The organism is Streptomyces sp. CNP082 (assembly GCF_059570535.1).
Genome location: NZ_JCANSZ010000040.1, coordinates 1 through 20,392, shown reverse-complemented (window position 1 = coordinate 20,392; position 20,392 = coordinate 1). Strand labels below are relative to the sequence as shown.

Below are 20,392 nucleotides of genomic sequence, written 5' to 3'. Positions count from 1 at the left end.
CTTACCGCAGCACCGGCTCGATGTCCGCCGGATCGAAGATCGGCCCATTGGACGCAGGCTTGACGATGACCGCGCGGAACACCTTGAGCACAGCCGCCCGCTGTTGCTCGATCGTCAACTTCTCCCAGTGTTTCCGTATGTCGATGGGGCCGGCGTCGAAGGTCGTGATCTCTGCGCGATGCAGGACACGCTCCCGGTGCAGCTCCGTGATCTGCTTCTCCAGCTCCTCGGTGAGTGCGATGTAGCGTGCGGCTGACAGCCGCTTCTCCTGCCAAGCCTGCGTGAACTCGGCCATGTCCCTCTCCAGGGAGGCAAGTTGCTCCTCCTTCGCCCATTCCGGAGCACGCTCGCGCACGTTCGCTATGGCCTTGTCCGAGCTGCGGAACACAGCATTCCTGATGAGGTGGTCGACCGGTTCGCCCGTCCTGGCCACTCCCCCGCACCCTCCGTCGTTCTTACCGGGGCACGCATACCTGAACTGCGAAGATGTCCTCGACTTCCGGTATGACGGGAAGGCCCGCATCTTCGTCCCGCATCTTCCGCACCGGGCGATGCCCGACAACAGGTACTTGGTGGCGTTGTCCCGTACCGCACGCCCCTCCGCCTCCCGCCGGATCTTCTCGGTGAGCAGGTACCACTCGTCGGGGGTGACGATGGGTTCCCACTCGCCGACGACGGGATCGCCGCTCTCGTCCAGAAACAGCTCGCCCTGGTGCATCCGGTAGCCACAGATCCGCGGATTCACCAGCATCCGCTTGATCTTGGAGTCGTCGAAGATGCCACCGGTGTGCGACCTGATGCCCTTGTCCCGCCACTCGCGCGCGATCGAGGCCCACCGGATGCCGTCCAGGAAGTCCTTCACAGCCTTCCGGAGATGCTCGGCCTCTTCCGGCACCAGTGTCCGGCGGTCCTCGCGATTCCAGCCGTACGGCGCCCGGCCACCGGGGAGCCTGCCCTGTGCGGCGAGTTCCGCATGCTTGCGCTTCGTGCGTCTTGAGGTGTCCGCCGACGCCTTGTTGGCGATGGTGACCTTGATGCGCGCGATGAAGCGGCCGTTCTCCGTGGCGAGGTCGATGTCCGACGCAGACACGGAGTCGAAGACGAGGTGGCGCCTGCGGCGCTCGGCGTTCTCGTACTCGTCGATCCAGGCTTCGAGCTCCCGCGGCTGGCGCGTGAAGCGATCGATGTCCCAGGCGACGACTCCGTCGATCCGAGCAGCCTTGAGGTCCTCCAGCATGTGCCGGAACTCTGGGCGTACCGTCCTGCGCTTGTACGCGGAGAGGTCGTTGTCCTCGTAGACCTTGGCGACCTCCCACCCTCTGGCAGCGCAGTGCAGTCGGCAGTCCTGCTCCTGCCGTGCGACGCCCAGACCCTCAGCCTCGTCGTCCTTGCTGATCCGGGTGTAGATGCCCACCTGTATAGCTCCGGAGGATCCCCGTGGTGTTGCCATGTGCCGGATCGTCGCATAGGGCAGTCGATTACATCAACCGCCATTCTCACACCCGTCCGGACCGCGGCCGAATCCCGGCAAGGCCATCCCGAACGCCTGATCGCAAGTGGCAGACTGGCGGCATGACGACGCACAAGAACCTGCTCGGCGGCCCCGAGCCGACTCACCTGCCGGAGAACGAGGAGGCGTACCGCCTCCTCGGCGAGGAGTCCCTGCCGCCGGCCGAGGTCGCGGCCCAGCACCCCACGTTCTCGCTCGCTTGGGCGATGCTCGCCGATGACGCCTTCGAGGGTGGGCGCGTGGTGGAGTCCTACGCGTACGCCCGTACCGGCTACCACCGGGGACTTGACGCTCTGCGCCGGGCCGGGTGGAGGGGACATGGCCATATCCCTTGGAGCCACCGGGCCAATCGCGGATTCCTGCGCTGCCTCGCCGCGCTCGCGCGTGCCGCCGGCGCGATCAACGAGAAGGAAGAGACGGAGCGCTGCTGGCAGTTCCTCAAGGACAGCAGCGCAGAGGCGTACGCCGAGCTGAAGCGGTAAGGACACACTCGTCATCTCACGGACACGCCCCGGCCGAGGCTCCCGCGGCCGGGCCCCGGCCGGGACCGCGGCCCGCCCGGGGCGGTGTCCGCGCGGCGTTACTTCAGCTTCGTGCCCGTCGAGCGCAGGTGCGCGCACGCGGTCCGTACCCGCTCGGCCATCGACGCCTCGGCGAGCTTGCCCCAGGAGCGCGGGTCGTACGCCTTCTTGTTGCCCACCTCGCCGTCGACCTTGAGCACGCCGTCGTAGTTCTGGAACATGTGCGCCGCGATGGGGCGGGTGAAGGCGTACTGCGTGTCCGTGTCGATGTTCATCTTGACCACGCCGTTCTCCAGCGCGGTGGCGATCTCCTCCTCGGAGGAGCCGGAGCCGCCGTGGAAGACGAAGTCGAACGGGCTCTGCTTGCCGTACTTCGCGCCGACGCCCTCCTGGAGGTCCTTCAGCAGCTCGGGCCGGAGCACGACGTTCCCCGGCTTGTAGACCCCGTGCACGTTGCCGAAGGAGGCCGCCAGCAGGTAGCGCCCCTGCTCGCCGAGGCCCAGGGCCTCGGCCGTGCGCAGCGCGTCGTCCACGGTCGTGTACAGCTCGTCGTTGATCTCGTGGGTGACGCCGTCCTCCTCGCCGCCGGTCGGGGTGATCTCGACCTCCAGGATGATCTTCGCGGCGGCGGCGCGGGGCAGCAGCTCCTGCGCGATGGCCAGGTTGTCCGCGAGGGTCTCGGCGGAGCCGTCCCACATATGCGACTGGAACAGCGGGTTCTCCCCGCGGGCGACGCGCTCCTCGGAGGCGGCGAGCAGCGGGCGCACGTACCCGTCGAGCTTGTCCTTGGGGCAGTGGTCGGTGTGCAGGGCGACATTGACCGGGTACTTCCTGGCGACGATCGCCGCGTACTCGGCGAGGGCGACCGCGCCCGTGACCATGTCCTTGCTGTGCTGCCCGCCCAGGAACTCGGCGCCGCCCGTGGAGATCTGGACGATCCCGTCGCTCTCGGCCTCGGCGAAGCCGCGCAGCGCGGCGTGCAGGGTCTGCGACGAGGTGACGTTGATGGCCGGGTAGGCGAACTTGCCTGCCTTCGCCCGGTCCAGCATCTCGTTGTAGACCTCGGGGGTTGCGATGGGCATCTGTCCGCTCCTTGGAGACGTGCGGGTGTCTGCGTTGTCCTGCATACAGGGTTGTCCCGCATACGGGGTTGTCCTGCATGCGTGTACGAGTGCGGCCGGCTCCGTTGCCGTGGCGCCCCTGGAGTGCCCCCATCCTCCCAGATGTGCGTCCGCGCTTCCCGACCCTGTGGATAACCCCGTGCCGCCCACCCGGGTGACTGGCAGGACCTTGCCGTACGGCTCAGCCGAGGCCCAGGTCGGCGAGCCCGTAGGCGTACAGATACGGCACGCCCGCCGTGTCGCGCACCCGCTCCGCCGCACCCGTGTCGCGGTCCACGATGGTGGCGACGGCGACCACCTCCGCGCCGGCCTCACGCGCCGCCTCCACGGCCGTCAGCGCCGAACCCCCCGTCGTCGAGGTGTCCTCGACGATCAGCACCCGGCGGCCCGCGATGTCCGGGCCCTCGATGCGGCGCTGCATGCCGTGCGTCTTGCTCGCCTTGCGGACGACGAAGGCGTCGAGCGGGCGCGCGCGATCGCCCGCGGCGGCGGAGACGTGCAGCATCGCGTCCGCGATGGGGTCGGCGCCGAGGGTGAGGCCGCCGACGGCGTCGTAGCCGAGGTCCTTGGCGAGGTCGAGCATGACGCGGCCGACGAGCGGCGCGGCGGCGCCGTCGAGGGTGATCCGGCGCAGGTCGAGGTAGTAGTCGGCCTCGATGCCGGAAGAGAGGGTCACCTTGCCGTGCACGACGGCCTTGTCCTTGATCTGACCCAGCAGGTCGGCGTGTGCGTCGCTCATGGCGGTGAGCCTAACCGAGCGTGCGCCACGCCCAGGTCGTCGAGACCTCCAGCGGCTCGATGGGGGTGACGAGGCGGGGATGGGTGTTCAGCCCGTTGGGCGGGCCGGACTGCGGCTCCACGCAGACGGCTTCGGGCTGCTCGTCGTAGACGACGACCCACTCCGCGCGGCTGGTGACGGTCAGCTCCAGCCGGCCGGGCCAGGTGAGCGTCACGCCGACGCCGTCGGGCATGCCGAAGCAGTCGTCCCACGGGCCGCGCTGCGGCTCGATGCGCTTGCCGGTGGGGAGGTGGTCCTCGCCGCGCTGTTCCTGCCAGGCGGCGGTGAAGTCGATGCGTACGCCGGTGTCCTCGCCCTGGTCCCCGGCCAGATGCCGGACGAACCAGGGGTGCCAGCCGGCCTGCGCGGGGAAGGAGTCGCCGACGGTCTCCACGGCGAGCGTGAGCGTCACCTTGTCCGGCTCCAGCTCGACCACCTGGGTCACGCGCCCCGGGTACGGCCAGGGGTCGGCGAGGTCGTACGAGAACGCGGCGGCGGCGTCGGCGGCGCGCACGGTCCGCCAGGCGGTGTTGCGGCCGGTGCCGTGGATGGCGTGCGGCGGGGCGTCGGCGGGGAGGCGGTGCTTGACGCCGCCGTTGCGGAACTCGCCGAGCGCCAGCCGGCCGCAGAAGGGGACCATGGGGAAGCAGCCGTAGCGGTCGCCGCCCCGCAGCAGCTCGGCACCGGCCACGCGGAGGCTCGCGACCCGGCAGCCGTTGCGGGGATCCATCGTCAACTCGGCGTCACCGGCGGTGAGACGTGTGGGCACGGGTCGAGCCTAGACGAGGGGTGCGGTGCGCCTGGCGGCGGGCGGCGGGGTGTACGGGGCCGCCTGGCGGCGGGGCGGGCCTTGGGGGCGCGGGCGCCGGCGGCGGTGGGCGCGGGCGTCGGTGCGTGGGCAGCGGGGGTGGGGGGAGCGGGTGGCCGCCGACGTGCGGGGCGGTGGAAAGGGCTCGTCGGAGGGGGACGGTTGCAGGCGCGTGGGGAGTCGGAGGCGGTCCGTGCGGGAAGCGGGCAGCCGCGCCGCTTGGCGAGCGTCCGCACGGCGGCGGCCGACGGGCACCGCGTCCGGCGCGCTGTGGTGATGCGCGTGTGAGTGGGCCTCGGGGCGAGCCCGGCGGTGATCCGCGGGCACGCATGTACGGGCAGGAACGCGCTGGCTCTTCGGGGCGGGAGATCCGGGGTCCTGCCCCGGGGACCGCTGGTCCGGGGCGGAGACCGGGAAGGTACCGGTGCTCGGACCCGGGCTCCCGGGCTCAGGGGGCCGTTGTCCGCCGGCCCCGGCGGAGCCGTCCGGCGGCGTGGGGCGGGCGGGCCCGCATGCGTGGCAACACGCCCGTGCTCGGGGGCCCGGGGCCTTGTCCGCGGCCCCGGTGGAGCCGGACGGCGGCAACGGTGTGGGGCGGGCGCCTGTGTGCCGGGACGTGCCCGCGTCCGGGGGCTGGCCCGGGGCCTCGGGCCCGTTGCCCCCTGGCCCCCGGCGGAGCCGGTCAGTGGCAACGGTGCGGGGCGGGCGCCTGCATGTGCCGGGACGTGCCTGCCTCCGGGGGCTGGCCCCGGGGCCCGGGGGCCGTTGTCCTCCGGCCCCCGGCGGAGCCGGTCAGTGGCGGCGGCGCAGGGCGCGGCCGAGGATGACCGCCGTGGCCACCGCCAGGGCCGCGGCCGGTGCCAGCCAGCGCAGGCCCGCCGTGGATACGGGCGCGTCGGCGGCCGGTGCCGGGGCGTACCGGCCGCGCGGCGGGGCGTGGTCGACCTCCTCCGCGCTGCGGCCGATCATCGTGCGCCGGGCGTGCGCGGCCTCCGGCTCCTCCAGCAGGTCGTCGGGCGGCTCGTCCGCGTCCTCCTCCTCGTCGGCGAGGGCGTCGAGTGCGTCGTCGGAGAGCGGGTCGAGCGACGGCGGCGGCACTTCGGCGTCGAAGACCTTGCCGGTGCCGGGCGGCGGCGTCTCGTCGCCCTGCTCGGGCGCCGGGATGCCGGGGATGGCGCGTTCGTTGTCGTCGCCGAGCCCGACATCGGGGCTGTCGGCCGGCTGCACCGCGTCGTCCGGAGGACCGGGCGGCTCAGCGGCCTCAGCCGCGTCCGCCCCCTCGGCCTCCGCCGCGTCCTCGGCTCCCGCCGCCAGCGGGTGCGCCTCCAGGCCCGCCGCCAGGTTCTCCGCGAAGCGCTCCAGCAGCCGTACGCCCACCGCCTCCGCCTGCGCCGACTCGACGGCCGCCAGCCGCCCCGTACTCGACACCGTGCCCCTGCACACCAGCTCCGTCGTCGCCTCGTCCGCCTCCAGCGGCGTGAGGGTCAGCGACGCCGTCACCGCCCCGCTGCCGCGCGACTCCTCGCCCTCGGCCTCGACGGAGACGGCGCCGTCCCCCGGCGTCAGCCGCAGCGTGCCGCGGTACGTGATGCTGGAGCCGGCGACGCGCAACCGCAGCCGGCCGCGCAGCGTGCCCGTGTCCTGCTCCTCCGCCCCGCCGGCGTCGAGCGTCAGCCCGGGGACGCTGCGGGCGACCCGCTCGGCGTCGGACAGGGCGCGGCGAACGGTTTCAGCGGGCTGCGATACGTACACCTCTCGCTCCATGGAGCGGAGCCTACCCACGGGGAACCTGCCCAGCACAGGGTTCTGCGGCGGGTGGGGGAACGGGTCACTCCACCGCCCCCGCGACCCGCCGTACCCACCCCGACCAGCGGAAAGTCCCCGCGGGGCGGGGCGGTGAGCCCCGCGCGGGACCGCGGGCCGCCCCGTGCTCACCTCGGATATCCCGGGTGCAGCAGCGTTGACGGCGCGAGGTCCGCCGCCCCCGGCGGCGGCGTCAGAGGGCCGGCACCGGGGGGCAGCGCCGGGGCGAAGGGGCGGTGGGCGGCGAGCACGAAGCCCCAGCGGCGGTCGCGGTGACCCGACGCGTACGCCGACGGGGCCAGCCCCGCGGCCCGCACGGTCGCCGCCACCGTCCACAGGCTGTGCGCCTCCTCCCCGGACCCGGGCCCCGGCTGCTCCGCCGGCTCCGCTCCCGACTCCGGCCCCGCTCCCGACGGCCCCGCTCCCGACGGCCCCGCTCCCGACGGCCCCGCTCCCGACTCCGCCCCCGATCCCGGTTTGGCCTCCGGCCCCCGCCCCGCCCACGACGCCGCGTGCACCACCAACCGCCCCCCGTCCGCCAGCGCCCGCCCCGCCAACCCGTAGAACTCCTGCGAATACAGCTTCGTGCTCCCCGTGTTCCGCGGCCCCGGCAGATCCGACACGATCACGTCATACCGCCCCCGCGGCGCCGACCACCGCAGCCAGTCAAACGCCTCCGCGTGCACCACCCGCAGCCGCGGGTCCCCGTACGCGTGCTCGTTGAGCCGGGTCAGCCGCGGGTCCTCGGCCGCCAGCCGGCTCAGCGCCGAGTCCACCTCGACGACCGTCACCTCCGCGACGTCCGCGTGCCGCAGCGCCTCGCGGGCCGCCAGCCCGTCGCCGCCGCCGAGGACGAGGACCCGGCGCCGCGAGTCCGGCGCGGCCAGCGCGGGCCGCATCAGTGCCTCGTGGTAGCGGCGCTCGTTCCGGGAGTCGACGCGCAACTGCCCGTCGAGGTACAGCGCCACGGGGCCGCCCTCGCCTCCGGTCAGCACGATCTCCTGAACGTCGGTCTGCTGTGCGACGCGCACCTCCGAGCCGTAGACCGCGTTTCTGGCCGCGCGTTCGAAGGGGGCGGACAGGAGTGCGGCCAGCGCGAGCAGCGCGAGGACGGTGGCGTTCCCCGCGAACAGCGCCCAGCGCGTGCGCCGGCTCAGGTCGCGCCGGAAGAGATACAGCACGAGCGCACACCCGGCCGTGGCGTTGACCGCCCCCGTGATGAGCGCGCTGGAGAGCTGCCCGAGCCAGGGCAGCAGGACGAACGGGAAGGCCAGCCCGCCGGCCAGCGCCCCCACGTAGTCCGCGGCGAACAGGTCGGCCACCGCGCCGCCCGGGTCCTGCCGCCGGACGCGCTGGATCAGCGTCATCAGCAGCGGCACCTCGGCGCCGATCAGCACGCCGATCGCCAGCGCGTACGCCACCAGCATGGACCGCGGCTCCCCGAACCACGCGAAGCACGCGTGGAGCGCCATCGCCGAGAGCCCGCCGAGCAGCGCGAGCACCGCCTCCACCGTGCAGAACGCGCCGGCCGCGCGGATCCGCAGCCGCTTGGCCAGCAGCGACCCGATGCCCATCGCGAAGACCATGACGGACAGCACGACGGACGCCTGCGTGACGGAGTCGCCGATCAGGTACGAGCCGAGGGCGACCAGCTCCAGCTCGTACACCAACCCGCAGGCGGCGCAGACGAAGACCGTGGCGAGCACGAGGAAACGCCCGGTGGCCGGGGGCACCGGGAGGGCGGGTGGCGGCGCGCCCGGCAGCGCGGGGGCGCGGCCGGGAGCGCGCGTCATCTGCTCGTACGGTTCAATCACGGAGGAACGATACTTTTGTGCCGGTGCCGCCCTTTGTCACCCACACGTGTGCAATATGCCCTGGAGGCAGGCGAATTGACCTGCGCACGGCACCGGCGGCGCCCGACGTCCGTCCTAGACCGGCTCCGTGACCCGCGCAGCCATCGTCGTCCGGGTCGCCACCAGGCGTCCTTCCTGTGGATACGAGTGCCAGGTGCGCCATCCGACGACGTCACCCTGGCGGTGCACCAGCAGCGCGGTGAACGCGTGCGGGCTGCCGGGGAACGTGCCCGCGAGCCCGCGCGGGTGGTCGGTGACCAGCGCCAGCAGCTCCTGGGCGCGGGACTCGAAGGCGCCCCGGGGCAGCGTCTCGACCCGGGCGGCGAACTCGTACTCCCAGCCGGCGACCTGCTTGGCCACGCCGAGAGGGAGCGGTGTGCTGGTGCCGGGCAGGCAGGCGACGGTCTCAGAACAGGCCGAGTCGCCCTCCCTGAGCAGCACTTGGTGCGAGGCCCCGAGCAATCTGAGCTGCACGTCGGCGGAGCCGAGGCGCAGATCGAGCACCGCGAGGGCGGGCATGGGGTCCATCCCGAGCCGCCATGCCAGGTCTTGGGCCCGGGTATCCGTGTACGAGGTCTTGAGAGTGGTGAGCATGGGTCGGCTCCGCAGGCAGGGTGAAAAGACATCGGGCCGCCCGCCTGGTGGCGGGATCACGGGTGCGGGCGCGGCCAGGAAGCTCGCGCCGGCAGAAAGGAAAACGCGCCCGGGAAATACGGAATCACGAAGTGCGGCCCGCCGACAGCGTTTTTACCCTTCTTCACCGGGTTTCCGTCGCGCGGGCGCGCGACTGGTCAGTTGTTCACTTCCTGACAACTAACACCCGCCGCCGCCTCCGTCACCTCCGCCACTCCCGCCTGAGTCCCCGCCCCACCCGGAGTCGCTGCCGCCCGAGCCGAAGGTGCCGCCATACCCCGTATCAGGGCCCCCGGAGTTCACTCCGGTCACAATGCCGCGCTGCCTGCCGGGCGTTAAGGCCACGATGAACAGGGCCGCGATCGCTGCGATCGCGGCAACACCGAGAATGACGAATCCCATCGGACCCTCCTAATCTCCCCCGCCCCCGCGGAGGTCCGCTGTACCTCCGGATGTGCCCGGCACAAGGCCGTCTCAACCCTCCGTCGTGCAAGCATGTCCCCATGGGACGCCCACCGCTCAGCAGCCGCCTGACCCCCTTCGTGACCACGATCTTCGCCGAGATGTCCGCCCTCGCCGTGCGCACGGGGTCGATCAACCTCGGCCAGGGCTTTCCCGACACCGACGGCCCCGAGGGGGTCCGGGAGGCCGCCGTACGGGCCCTGCGGGAGGGCCGCGGCAACCAGTACCCGCCAGGACCCGGGATCCCCGAGCTGCGCCGGGCCGTCGCCGAGCACCAGCGGCGGTGGTACGGGCTGGAGTGGGACCCCGAGTCGGAGGTGCTGGTGACCGCCGGGGCCACCGAGGCGATCGCGGCGGCGCTGCTGGCGCTGCTGGAGCCGGGCGACGAGGTGATCGCCCTGGAGCCGTACTACGACTCGTACGCCGCCGGCATCGCCATGGCCGGCGCCCGCCGCGTCCCGGTCACCCTGCGCCCCGACACGGGCAGCCCAGGCACCGGCGGCCCTGACACCCCCGGCGCCGGCCCCGCGTACCGGCTGGACCTCGACGAGCTGCGCGCCGCCGTCACCCCCGCCACCCGCCTCATCCTCCTCAACTCCCCCCACAACCCCACCGGCACCGTCCTCGACCGCACCGAACTGGAGGCCGTCGCCGCCCTCGCCGTCGAGCACGACCTCCTCGTCGTCACGGACGAGGTCTACGAACACCTCGTCTTCGACGGCGAGCACATCCCCCTCGCCACCCTCCCCGGCATGCGCGAGCGCACGGTGTCGATCTCGTCGGCCGGCAAGAGCTACTCCTTCACCGGCTGGAAGGTCGGCTGGGTCACCGCCCCCGCGCCGCTGGTCGCCGCCGTACGCACCGCCAAGCAGTACCTGACCTACGTCAGCTCCGGCCCCTTCCAGTACGCCGTCGCCGAGGCCCTGGCGCTCCCCGACTCCTACGTCACCGGCCTCCGCGCCGGCCTGCTGCGCAAACGCGACCTCCTCGCCGCCGGGCTGACGGAGGCCGGCCTGCGCGTCTTCCGCCCCTCCGGCACGTACTTCATCACCGCCGACATCACCCCGCTCGGCGAGACGGACGGCGTCGCGTACTGCATGTCGCTGCCCGAGCGCTGCGGGGTCGTCGCGGTGCCGACCCAGGTGTTCTACGACGATCCGGACGCCGGGCGCAGCATCGTGCGGTTCGCGTTCTGCAAGAAGGACGAGGTGCTGGCGGAGGCCGTACGGCGGCTGAAGGAGGGCCGTTCGGCGTAAGCCGGGAGGCCGCGGGGTACGCGACTGCCCGGCGGGCCGTACGGGCGGGAACTTCCTGCTCCCGCCCGCGTGATCACACCTTCTCGTACACCGACACGTGCGAGCGGCTCGCCGCGTCGAACGGCCGCCGGTCCCACCCGGCGTAGCGCTCCCGCAGCCGCATCCCCGCGAGCCGCGCCATCAGGTCCAGCTCGCTCGGCCAGCAGTAGCGCAGCCGCAGCGGGTTCAGCGTGGTCCCGTGCGCGTCGAATGCCACGCGCTGGTACGTGACCGCCTGCGCGACCGGGTCGTGGAGCAGGAACTCCATCTTCACCGCGTCCTTGGTCAGGGCGCGGGTGGCGACCCGCTGGTCGCGGTCGAACTCCTTGAGGTCCTGGATGAAGCACTCGACGACGAACAGCCCGCCGGGCTGGAGGACCGCGGCGACGTTGCGGAAGCAGTCGACCTGCCGGTCCTGGTCGGGCAGGTTGAACAGGGTGTTGAAGACCAGGTACGCGAGGTGGAACGGTCCGTCCACCGGCACGTCGGCCATGTCGCCGATGGTCACCGGGATGTCGGCGCCGCCGGGCTTCGCGCGCATCTGCTCGACCATGGCCGTCGAGCCGTCCACACCCTCGACGGCGTAGCCGCGCGCGGCCAGCGGCAGCGCCACGCGGCCGGTGCCGACGGCGAGTTCCAGCGTGCGTGCGCCCACGGGGACGAGGCCGGCGAGGAAGTCGACGCTGGGGGTGGGGTCGTAGGGGTCGCCGTGGTCGTACTCGTGGGCGTAACGGTCAAAGAACGCGGGATCGTTGAGTCCGGTCACGGTGGGGGATTCAAGCAGCGGGGGCGGGGCGGCGCGAGCGAATAACCGCGGGGGCGCGGACCGTACGGGCACGGGCTTCGCGCGCGGTACGGCCCCAAGCCCCCTGCGCCGTACGGCCCCAAGCCCCCTGCGCCGTACGGCCACGGGGCCCCCGCGCCCGTACCGCGCACGCGTCAGGGGCGGGTGTCCCGCCTGCCGGCGGGGCACCCGCCCCTGCTCGCGGACGGCTACTTCGTCTCCAGATCCCGCCGACGGAAGCCCACGAGGCCCAGCCAGACCAGCCCCACCGCGATCGCCGTCAGCACCAGCAGCGGCGGCCACGAGACGTCCTTGGCCGGGAGCTGCGGCACGTGGCCGAAGGGGGACAGGTCGGTCAGGACGTCCGGGAACTTGAGGATCTCGCCGAGGTAGTTGACGACGAAGCCGTAGACCGGGACCACCCAGGCGAACGTCACGGCCCGCGGCACCCAGCCGAAGAGGGCGACCGCCACGCCCATGGCGACCCACAGGGCGGGGGAGTAGGCCAGGGCCGAGCCGACGATCTTGAGGAACAGCTCCCCGTCGCCGGTGGACGCGGCGCCCGAGGCGCCGAAGCCGATGCCGGCGAACAGCAGCAGCACCGTGCCGCCGGCCGCGCCGATGATCACGTGGCTGAGCACCCAGCGGCTGCGGGACAGCCCGGTGGCGAGCAGCGGCTCGGCGCGGCCCGCGGACTCCTCGGAGCGCGGGCGCAGGGCGGCCATCACGACGTAGATCGAGCAGACGACGGCGACGACGACCATCACCACGGAGGCGAAGGACTCCGCCATGCTGCTGCCGCCGATCTTGGCCAACTGCTCTTCCAGCTCGGTGACGCCCTCGATCATCTCCTCGACGTCGCCGAGGATCGACCCGTACATCACGCCGAGCACCAGCGCGCCCGCGCCGAAGCCGAGCAGCAGCCCGCGGTGCAGCCGCAGCGCGAAGCCCAGCGGGGTGGTCAGGGCTTCGGAGCCGGTGGGGCTGCCCAGGCGGGCGGCCTTCAGGCCCGCGCCGACGTCGCGGCGGGTGCTGAGGACGAAGCCGACCGCCGCGCACGCCACCGCCGCGACGAGCACGAGCAGCAGCGGCCACCAGCGGTCGTCGACGAAGACGTACGTGCGCTGGACCCAGCCGATCGGGGAGAGCCACGACAGGAAGTCGTTGCCGACGTCGCCGGCGGCGCGCAGCGCGTACGCCGCGCCGATGACGGCCATCGCCATGCCGGACGCGCCGCGGGCGTACGCGGTGATCTGCACGGTGATCGCGGCGACGGCGGCGAACAGCAGGCCGATGGCCGTGTGCGCGAGGCCGTAGAGCAGCGCGCCCTGGCCGTCGACGCCGTCGACGCCCATGCCGGACATGCCGGCGGCGATCAGCAGCCCGAGCACCAGGTTGGCGATGGCGGCGACGGTGAGCGCGGCGGCGAGGTAGGAGTGCCGGCCGACGACGCCGGAGCGGACGAGTTCGGCGCGGTTGGTCTCCTCTTCGGCCCTGGTGTGCCGGGAGATGATGAGCACGCTCATGATGCCGACGAGCACGGCCATGAAGCCGAGCATCTGGTGGCCCGTCATCGAGCCGATGTTGTAGTCGTCGAGGTAGTGCTCCGGGCCGGTCATGGCGAGGCCGGCGGGGCTGTCCATGGTCTCGGCGACGTCGGCCCGCTTCTTGGGCGTGTTGTACGACGTGTCGAAGCTGCTGACGCTGGAGACGGTCCCGAGGAGCAGCGCGAGCACCCACACGGGCAGCCGCACGCGGTCCCGGCGCAGCGCGAAGCGGATCAGCGTCCCGGTGCCGGCCAGCGCGCTGGTGCTCTCGGAGGGGCGCGTGATTGCGGGGGGTCGGGACTTCGTCGCACTGGCGGCGCCGGTGGCGCCCGTGCCGTCCGTGTCGTTCGTGGCGGAGGGGGTGGCAGACATCAGACTGCTCCCGCCTCCGCGTGGTGGCCGTTGTTCTCCAGCTCGTCGCCGTAGTGGCGGAGCATCAGTTCCTCGAGTGTGGGGGGATGGCTCACCAGGCTGCGGATGCCGAACTCGCCGAGGCGGCGCACGGCGCCGTCCAGGTGCTCGCCGTCGACGGCGAAGTGCACCCGGCCGTCGTCGGTACGGAGCTGGTGGACGCCCGGCAGGTCGTCCAGGCCGGTGGCGGGCCGCTCAGTCTCGGCCTCGATGGTCGTACGGGTCAGATGGCGCATCTCGCTGAGCGTGCCGGACTGCACGATCTTCCCCAGCCGGATGATGCTCACCCGGTCCGCCAGCTTCTCCACCTGCGCGAGGATGTGGCTGGACAGCAGGACGGTCTTGCCCTCGGCCTTCGCCCGGATGATGACGTCCTGGAAGATGACCTCCATGAGCGGGTCGAGGCCCGCGGTGGGCTCGTCCAGCAGGAGCAGCTCGGCGTCGGAGGCGAGGGCGGCGACGATGGCCACCTTCTGCCGGTTCCCCTTGGAGTAGCTCCGGCCCTTCTTGGTCGGGTCGAGGTCGAAGCGCTCGATGAGGTCGTCACGACGCTGCTTGTCGATGCCGCCGCGGAGCCGGGCGAGCAGGTCGATGGCCTCACCGCCGGTGAGGTTGGGCCACAGCTCGACGTCCCCCGGCACGTAGGCCAGCCGGCGGTGGAGGGTGACTGCGTCGGCCCACGGGTCGCCGCCGAGCACCTGGGCGGTGCCCGTATCGGCGCGCAGCAGGCCGAGCAGCACGCGGATGGTGGTGGACTTGCCGGCGCCGTTGGGGCCGAGGAAGCCGTGCACCTCGCCCGTCTCCACGTCGAGGTCGAGCCCGTCGAGCGCCCGGGTCCGGCCGAATGTCTTGGTCAGGCCGGTGACGGTGATTGCCTTGGTCATAGCATGTAAGCTACACGAACCTTCACAAATTTGTGAAGTTAAGGAAGCGTTAGGGTCGAACCTGACGGGGCTGGACGGGGAGAACGTAGAAACGTGGCAGATCAGCAGCGCGATGAGCGCGGTGGGCGCGAAGAGCGCGGCGAGGGCGCGCAGGGCATAGAGCGCGCGCCCCGCGACGAAGAGGCCGTGTCGAGATTCGTGGAGCGGGTCGCCGCCGAACTTACGGAGATGGGCATGCAGCGCATGTCGTCCCGGGTCTTCGCATGCATCCTGGCGGACGACGCGGGCGCCCTGACCGCCGCGGGGGTGGGCGAGCGCCTCCACGTGAGCCCGGCCGCGGTCTCGGGCGCGGTGCGCTACCTCGCGTCGGTCGGCCTCATCACCCGCGAACGCGAACCGGGCTCGCGGCGCGAGCGCTACCGCATCGAAAGCGACCGCTGGTACCAGATCTTCGCCCAGCGGGAACACGCGATCAGCCGCTTCGCGCAGACCCTGGACTCGGGCATCAGCCTCCTGGGTGCGGGCACCCCGGCGGGCCGGCGGGTCGAGGAAACGGCGGAGTTCTTCACGTTCCTACGGGAGGAGAACGGCCGCCTGGAACAACGCTGGTGGGACTTCGTCAAACGCCGCGACGACGCGAGAGCGACGGGGGAGTAGCCCCCGCCCACCCCCGCCCAGCCCCGACCACCGCCCACCCCCGACCACCGCCCAGCCCTGGCCCGGCCCCGGCCCCGCCCCCACCCGGAACGGCCGCGCCCCCACCCCGTACAGCCAATCCCGCGAAGGCGGCACCGCCCTCGAACGCCTCCGAACCGTCCCTCGCCCGCCCGGGCCGACTTTCGCCCCGCCGCGCGCACCCGCCAGCCCGCCGAGACCGGGCTGGCGACCGCTCGACGGCCCCAGGTGCACGCCACGAGGGCGAACTCTGGGTAACCCGTGAATCAAAAGCGCATAAATCGCCCACGCGGCCCGAGTTTTGCTCAACGACACGCACCCAACGGCCCCGAGAGGGCCACCGGCATCAGTCGACGCGCGGGGCAGCTTGCCGACGGGCGGCCTCCGCTGCGAACTGCTGCAAGTCGCGCGGTGTGCACCCGAACTCCTGGCGCAGGGCCCGGGCCAGGTGCTTGGTGTCGGTCCACCCCCAGAGCTCGGCGACGGCGGTGACCGTGCGGTTCCGCATGGCGGGATTGCTGAGGTCTCGCTGGATCCGGAACAGCCGCTCGCGGCGCACCCAGTCTCTGAAGGTCAGCCCTCGTCCCTGGAACAACTGCTGCACGCGGCGCTCAGTGATGCGGTGCTGGTATGCGACGCCCTGAATGCTGAGGTGTGGGTCGCGGAGGTTCGCGCTCGTGTAGGCCATGATCCGGTCGAGGAAGTCGTTGGCGGGCTGGTCGATCTCCTCGTTCGGTACGTCGAGCAGCGTCCCGAGCAGAAGGGTCGTCAGCGTGTCGGTCATGGAGCCCGCGGAGTACGGGGAGCCGAGTGCTTCCAGTACGTTGCCGACCTCCGACAGGGCGGCGTGGCACACGGCGCCGATTCCCGAGTTCGTCGGCACGCTTATGCCGCTGCGGCGGGACAGCGTCCGTGCGTTCGCGCCGAGGAGCCCGTGGGGCAGGCCGATGACGACGACGTCGCACTTGTTCGGCAGGACCAGCGTGTACGGCCGGGTGGTGTCCAGGACCAGCACCTCTCCCGCGCGCACCTTCCGCTCGGGTTCCTCGTCCTGGATCACCCGAGCCGTGCCGCCGCGGTGCAGGGTGACCTTGAACAGGTCCGGGTCGGTCGAGCAGCCCCGCTTTCGCTGTACGACGTGTGGGGTGCAGCGCACCCGTCCGGCGCGCACCTGCCCGCCGTCTGCTGATTCAACGGCGGCCCGGAAGGGGCTGTCTCCGTAAGCCGTCACGTGCAAGGGCAGGAGGAGCCCGGAAACGGTGCGCTGGAGGGCGTCTGCGTGTTCGATACGTGGGAGGTGCTGCTTGTCCACCTGCTCGCCTCCACAGTCGGCGAAGTTCAGTGAAGCACCCATCGGTGCGGCCCGGTTTCGCATTGCGGAGAAAGGCCGTTGCGCGCGGTGGAGAATCGGCCAGCCGTCCCGTGCATACCTTCGGTGCAGGCCGCGCGTCCGGAGCGAGCGCACCTCCGCCCGGCAAACCCAGGGGGATCACAATGAACGGCGACCAGACGCCGAAGATGACATACCGCGACGACCAGTCCGTGATCGGCGTGCAGGGCGTGAGAACCGGGCCGGTCACGGCCCGGAGCGGGCCCCCGGAACTCGGCGGCCGAGAGCCTGCCCCTGGCGCAACTCCTCGTCGCGGACAGAGAGGAACTGCGCAACCCTCGACGAGAAACGCAACTACCCGATTCGACAGTGTGGCCGAGGGGGCGTGAGTGACTACACCCGACGGGTCGGGACAGCGGCCGTGGGAAACACCACGCGGCACCCCGATGCCGGGCAGCGAACCACACGCCCTGCCACAACGGCCCCACGGCCCGCCCAAGTCGGCCCCCGGCCTGCACGCCGGCGCGACGCCGTCCGCGTCCGGCCAGGCCACCAACGGGGTCAATCTACGTGTCAGTAACCGAATCTTGTGGGTCGGTGAGGCGTACTACCCTCTCCAGAACCTCGCCCGGATCTACACGCTCACCATCTATCCGAACCGCATGAAGGCCGTTACGCGCTTTCTCAAGCGGATGTTGATCATCGGTGGGGCAACGATGTTGCTCTGGGTGCTCGACAAGGTGGCAACGGAGTCGGACACACCGTACAGCGAGGGCTCGGACGGTGTTCCCGGCGCGCTGATCACTCTGCTGTTCGTCGTCGCGGCCGTCTCAGCAGTCTATGCGCTCATGGACATGCTTCAGGTGGTGGGATCCGCCCCGCAGTTTGTCCTCGCCGCAGAGACCAACGGTCCCTCAACCGCCGTGGTGACCAGCAAAGACCGGGAACAGCTACGGCAACTGGCGTACCAGATCGCCGCCTCGATCGAGAACCCGCATGCGGAGTTCGAGGTACGGGTCGAGACCATCTCGATCAGCCCAAAGCACTACCACTTCGGCGACAACGTCAACATGTACGGCGGCACCGGCAATGTAGGAAAGGCCAGTTAATGAGCGGCGGAGCGCAGAACCACTACGGCGACAACGTCAACGTGTACGGCGGTAGCAATAACATCGGGAAGCAGACAAACGTAGCCCCGCAGGGACAACTCCCCCCGGAGTTGCGCCAGCAACTCGATACCCTCCTCACACTGGCCCAAGAGCTGCGCGCTCAACTCCCACCGGCCACCGCCCAGGCGCTCGACGGGAACCTCCTGGCGCTACGCCCTGACGGGGCGGTAGAACCGCAGGAGCGCCAGAACGCTCTCCTCACCGTCGCAGGCATCGCCGCCACTGCTGGCACACTCGGTGTCCCGGTGATCGAGGCGGTCAACAGCATCCTGGGATTGCTCGGCATGGGTTAGCCCGAGGCCGAGCGCTGGTTCGCGCTCGGCATGGGTTAGCCCGAGGCCGAGCGCTGGTTCGCCGACCTGACCCGCCGCAAACTCCGCCGGACGCCATACTCGAAACCCTCGCCGCATACTTCACGCGAATTGACGCCTCAGAAGACTAGATGTTGCGGGCCATGATGTTGTTGACGCCTGCGGTCATCGGATTTCGTTGTCGGGATGCTGCGCATCGTAAGCCTGGCGGGCATGGGCGATGGTGTCTCGGTGCTCGAGTGACCAGTCGGCCAGTGCTTTGACGAGGTGGGTCAGGCTTGCGCCGGTGTCGGTGAGTCGGTAGTGGACCTGGGCGGGCACGGTTGGGTAGACGGTCCGAAGTACGAGGCCGTCGCGTTCCAGCCGGCGCACGGTCAACGTCAGCATCCGCTGGGAGATTCTATCGATGGCACGCTGAAGCTGCCGGAAGCGCCGCGCCCCGTTCGCAAGCTCGACGATCACAAGGACCGACCACTTGTCGCCCACGCGGTCGAGAACATCGCGGATACCGCAGTCGGGATGGTCCGGCTGTCCGCACGGTTCCAGCTCCGCGGGCCCAGCGGTTACATCGGTGTGCGTCACTGACATGAGACTGCCTCCTTGTGGGCCGATTGCGGCCGGTTCAGGATCGCCGTAGTTACTGAAGAGAACCACGGTAGGAGATCGAACCGAAATGATCATGGTGACCGGTGCGAACGGACAGCTCGCCTCCCTCACGCTCCAGGTTCTGGCCGACCGGAAGGTGCCTGCCCTGGGTGGAAGCCGAACCCCCGTCGACGGGCAGCGTCACCTGGACTTCGACGACCCCACCAGCCTGGACCTCACTGGTGTCTCGACGCTGGTCCTGGTCTCGGCCGGCTATGCCGAGGACGACCGGGTCATCGCTCGGCACCGGGCCCTGCTCGACGCTGCGGTCCGCGACAGCGTCGCGCACGTGATCTACACCAGTCTGACCGGCACCGGGAATCACCTCGGGTTCGCGCTCGCCCACCGTGCCACTGAGGACCTGGTCAAGGGCAGCGGGCTCGGGTGGACGCTCTTGCGCAACGGGCTCTACGCCGAGCTCTTCGGGGCGTTGCTGACGTGGACCCCCGATGGCCTGGAATCGGCCTTCGGCGACGGCGCTCTGTCTGCGGTGGCTCGGGCGGACCTGGCCGCAGCCGCAGCCATCGTTGCCAGCCACCCGACCGCGCACATCGACAAGACCTACGACTTGGTCGGCGACCCGATCACCGCCGGCGACGTCGCCGAACGTCTCGACGTCGCCCACCGAGCAATCGGGCTGAGCGAGTACCGCGCCCGGCTCCTCGCGGACGACGCGCTGCTGCCGTTCCAGCCGCCGATGCTCGCCTCGATCGCCACCAGCGTTCGCCATGGGTTCCTCGGCAACTCCAGCCCAGACCTCGTGGGACTGCTCGACCGACCGCTGACCGACGCGCTAACCGTTGCGGCGGACACCGCGGCCACGATGCGTCCCGGCGCACGCTGACGCGGAATGCTCATCGCAACGCGCCGCTGTCCCTCGAAGGTCGTCGGCACCTGGTCGAACCCTGCCGCCCCCGTCCCATCGCCCACGTGGCCGCTGAGATGGGTATCTCTCGAGCGTGCGCATCGAAGCGGGTCAACCGCTACCGCCAGGGTGGCCTTCGTCGAGAAAGACTCATTGTGTGTAGACCTCGATGGTCGATTTTCCGGCAATCAGTGCTACAACACACGCGAGTTCCCGCACCTGTTGGGCATCGAGAGACTGGCCGACGACGAGCAAGCTTCGGCCACCACCGGGCGGCACTGCAAGCGCTACTGCCAACCCAAGTGTCACTTCGGGAGTTCCCGCATCATCGGTTGTGACCGCGGTTTCCGGGAATAAGGAAACGCTGCCGTCCCTGAAGACCTGGGGTGTACTGATAAGCCCAAGGCCAGTGCCGATCGCGGTCGGGAAGCTCTCAAGATACGCCCCGCTATCGGAGAGGTGTTCACCTAAGAAGGAGGCGAAGGCGGAGCCTATATCGAAGTCAGTGTCGATCGATCCAATTTCGACAACCCCGCTGCAGATTTGCCAGAGTACCGGACCGTCCTCGGTCTCAGGCAATGCCACCAACCCGCATGAGAGCATGCCGTCATCGAGGAAGGTTCGCCGAGTGTGCATCAATGCCTCGACGATCGAATCCTGAGTATCCTGCGAGCGGCTGGAAAAGGAGAGTCGAGTTAGTTCCGCGAACCGTTCATGTGCAAGACCTTCATCAGTCAGGTTTTCTCAGCGAGTTTCGCTCCATGTGTTGTTGAGGATGAGGGCGGCTTGGGCGATGACGCCGATGCGGCTGGGGCTGAGCGTGATGTGCTGGAGTGCGCGCCAGCGCTGCTTGAGGGTGGCGGCGGCACGTTCGCCCACGGCTCGTAGACCGCGTAGCAGTCGGTCGTGGCTGCGGTTGTCCGCACATAGCGGCTTGGGCCGGTCGGGATGGGTGGAGGTGGGGGTGTGGATGCCGATGCCGGCACC

Annotated in this window: 20 protein-coding genes and 1 pseudogene; 7 read left to right on the top strand and 14 right to left on the bottom strand. The window is 70.9% G+C overall.

Annotation, left to right across the window (positions count from 1 at the left end; translation table 11 throughout):
- Position 1: 1 nt before the first annotated feature.
- Positions 2–1,414 (bottom strand): recombinase family protein, encoded by a 1,413-nt coding sequence (locus B124_RS26515; RefSeq protein ID WP_496505479.1) that lies wholly within the window; start codon positions 1,412–1,414, stop codon positions 2–4.
- Between the two features lie 158 nt (positions 1,415–1,572).
- On the opposite strand from B124_RS26515, the gene B124_RS26510 reads away from it, so the two are divergent.
- On the top strand, positions 1,573–1,992 hold the full coding sequence (locus tag B124_RS26510; protein ID WP_496505478.1) for a DUF3151 domain-containing protein: 420 nt from the start codon (positions 1,573–1,575) through the stop codon (positions 1,990–1,992).
- 98 nt (positions 1,993–2,090) lie between these two features.
- Here B124_RS26510 and fbaA read toward each other — a convergent pair whose 3' ends face one another.
- The 6 genes from fbaA to B124_RS26480 form a co-directional block, all read right to left on the bottom strand.
- Positions 2,091–3,113, bottom strand: a complete 1,023-nt coding sequence (gene fbaA, locus B124_RS26505) for a class II fructose-bisphosphate aldolase (RefSeq protein WP_496505477.1) — start codon at positions 3,111–3,113, stop codon at positions 2,091–2,093.
- 220 nt (positions 3,114–3,333) lie between these two features.
- Positions 3,334–3,891 (bottom strand): orotate phosphoribosyltransferase, encoded by a 558-nt coding sequence (pyrE, locus tag B124_RS26500; protein WP_496505476.1) that lies wholly within the window; start codon positions 3,889–3,891, stop codon positions 3,334–3,336.
- A 10-nt stretch (positions 3,892–3,901) separates the two neighbouring features.
- Entirely contained in the window at positions 3,902–4,660 is a 759-nt protein-coding gene (locus B124_RS26495; protein WP_496505527.1) for an aldose epimerase family protein, read from the bottom strand.
- A gap of 870 nt (positions 4,661–5,530) precedes the next feature.
- Positions 5,531–6,490: an SRPBCC family protein gene (locus B124_RS26490; RefSeq protein WP_496505526.1), complete on the bottom strand. Its 960-nt coding sequence runs from the start codon at positions 6,488–6,490 to the stop codon at positions 5,531–5,533.
- Between the two features lie 179 nt (positions 6,491–6,669).
- A complete protein-coding gene (locus tag B124_RS26485; protein ID WP_496505475.1) occupies positions 6,670–8,355 on the bottom strand; it encodes a polyamine aminopropyltransferase in 1,686 nt (561 codons plus the stop codon).
- Between the two features lie 114 nt (positions 8,356–8,469).
- Entirely contained in the window at positions 8,470–8,988 is a 519-nt protein-coding gene (locus tag B124_RS26480) for a DUF2617 family protein (protein WP_496505474.1), read from the bottom strand.
- A 542-nt stretch (positions 8,989–9,530) separates the two neighbouring features.
- On the opposite strand from B124_RS26480, the gene B124_RS26475 reads away from it, so the two are divergent.
- Positions 9,531–10,745, top strand: a complete 1,215-nt coding sequence (locus B124_RS26475) for a pyridoxal phosphate-dependent aminotransferase (protein ID WP_496505473.1) — start codon at positions 9,531–9,533, stop codon at positions 10,743–10,745.
- 73 nt (positions 10,746–10,818) lie between these two features.
- Here the strand turns inward: B124_RS26475 and B124_RS26470 are convergent, their stop codons facing one another.
- From B124_RS26470 to B124_RS26460, 3 genes are all read right to left on the bottom strand, one after another.
- On the bottom strand, positions 10,819–11,550 hold the full coding sequence (locus B124_RS26470) for a class I SAM-dependent methyltransferase (RefSeq protein WP_496505472.1): 732 nt from the start codon (positions 11,548–11,550) through the stop codon (positions 10,819–10,821).
- A gap of 227 nt (positions 11,551–11,777) precedes the next feature.
- Complete coding sequence (locus B124_RS26465; protein WP_496505471.1) at positions 11,778–13,487, bottom strand: ABC transporter permease; 1,710 nt, start codon at positions 13,485–13,487, stop codon at positions 11,778–11,780.
- Entirely contained in the window at positions 13,487–14,410 is a 924-nt protein-coding gene (locus B124_RS26460) for an ABC transporter ATP-binding protein (RefSeq protein WP_496505470.1), read from the bottom strand. The genes B124_RS26465 and B124_RS26460 overlap by 1 nt, the downstream gene beginning before the upstream one ends.
- 93 nt (positions 14,411–14,503) lie before the next feature.
- On the opposite strand from B124_RS26460, the gene B124_RS26455 reads away from it, so the two are divergent.
- The gene (locus B124_RS26455) at positions 14,504–15,067 is read left to right on the top strand and encodes a GbsR/MarR family transcriptional regulator (RefSeq protein ID WP_496505469.1); all 564 of its coding nucleotides are present in this window, start codon (positions 14,504–14,506) and stop codon (positions 15,065–15,067) included.
- A 364-nt stretch (positions 15,068–15,431) separates the two neighbouring features.
- Here the strand turns inward: B124_RS26455 and B124_RS26450 are convergent, their stop codons facing one another.
- Positions 15,432–16,439 (bottom strand): AraC family transcriptional regulator, encoded by a 1,008-nt coding sequence (locus B124_RS26450; RefSeq protein ID WP_496505468.1) that lies wholly within the window; start codon positions 16,437–16,439, stop codon positions 15,432–15,434.
- A 365-nt stretch (positions 16,440–16,804) separates the two neighbouring features.
- On the opposite strand from B124_RS26450, the gene B124_RS26445 reads away from it, so the two are divergent.
- Together B124_RS26445 and B124_RS26440 are read left to right on the top strand one after the other, a co-directional pair.
- A complete protein-coding gene (locus tag B124_RS26445) occupies positions 16,805–17,524 on the top strand; it encodes a DUF6232 family protein (RefSeq protein WP_496505467.1) in 720 nt (239 codons plus the stop codon).
- A complete protein-coding gene (locus tag B124_RS26440) occupies positions 17,524–17,877 on the top strand; it encodes a hypothetical protein (protein WP_496505466.1) in 354 nt (117 codons plus the stop codon). Before B124_RS26445 ends, B124_RS26440 begins: the two co-directional genes overlap by 1 nt.
- 183 nt (positions 17,878–18,060) lie before the next feature.
- On the opposite strand, the gene B124_RS26435 is transcribed toward B124_RS26440, so the two are convergent.
- Complete coding sequence (locus B124_RS26435; protein WP_496505465.1) at positions 18,061–18,483, bottom strand: winged helix-turn-helix transcriptional regulator; 423 nt, start codon at positions 18,481–18,483, stop codon at positions 18,061–18,063.
- A gap of 85 nt (positions 18,484–18,568) precedes the next feature.
- On the opposite strand from B124_RS26435, the gene B124_RS26430 reads away from it, so the two are divergent.
- Both B124_RS26430 and B124_RS26425 read left to right on the top strand, forming a co-directional pair.
- Positions 18,569–19,384, top strand: coding sequence for a Rossmann-fold NAD(P)-binding domain-containing protein (locus B124_RS26430; RefSeq protein WP_496505464.1), 816 nt, complete (start codon positions 18,569–18,571; stop codon positions 19,382–19,384).
- Positions 19,381–19,539: pseudogene (locus B124_RS26425) on the top strand (IS481 family transposase); the annotation flags it as partial. The gene B124_RS26430 and the pseudogene B124_RS26425, both read left to right, overlap by 4 nt.
- A 16-nt stretch (positions 19,540–19,555) precedes the next feature.
- On the opposite strand, the gene B124_RS26420 reads toward B124_RS26425, so the two are convergent.
- Both B124_RS26420 and B124_RS26415 read right to left on the bottom strand, forming a co-directional pair.
- Positions 19,556–19,990 (bottom strand): hypothetical protein, encoded by a 435-nt coding sequence (locus tag B124_RS26420; RefSeq protein WP_496505463.1) that lies wholly within the window; start codon positions 19,988–19,990, stop codon positions 19,556–19,558.
- A 159-nt stretch (positions 19,991–20,149) separates the two neighbouring features.
- A partial coding sequence (locus B124_RS26415; protein WP_496505462.1) for a transposase family protein occupies positions 20,150–20,392 on the bottom strand: 243 nt, incomplete at its 5' end.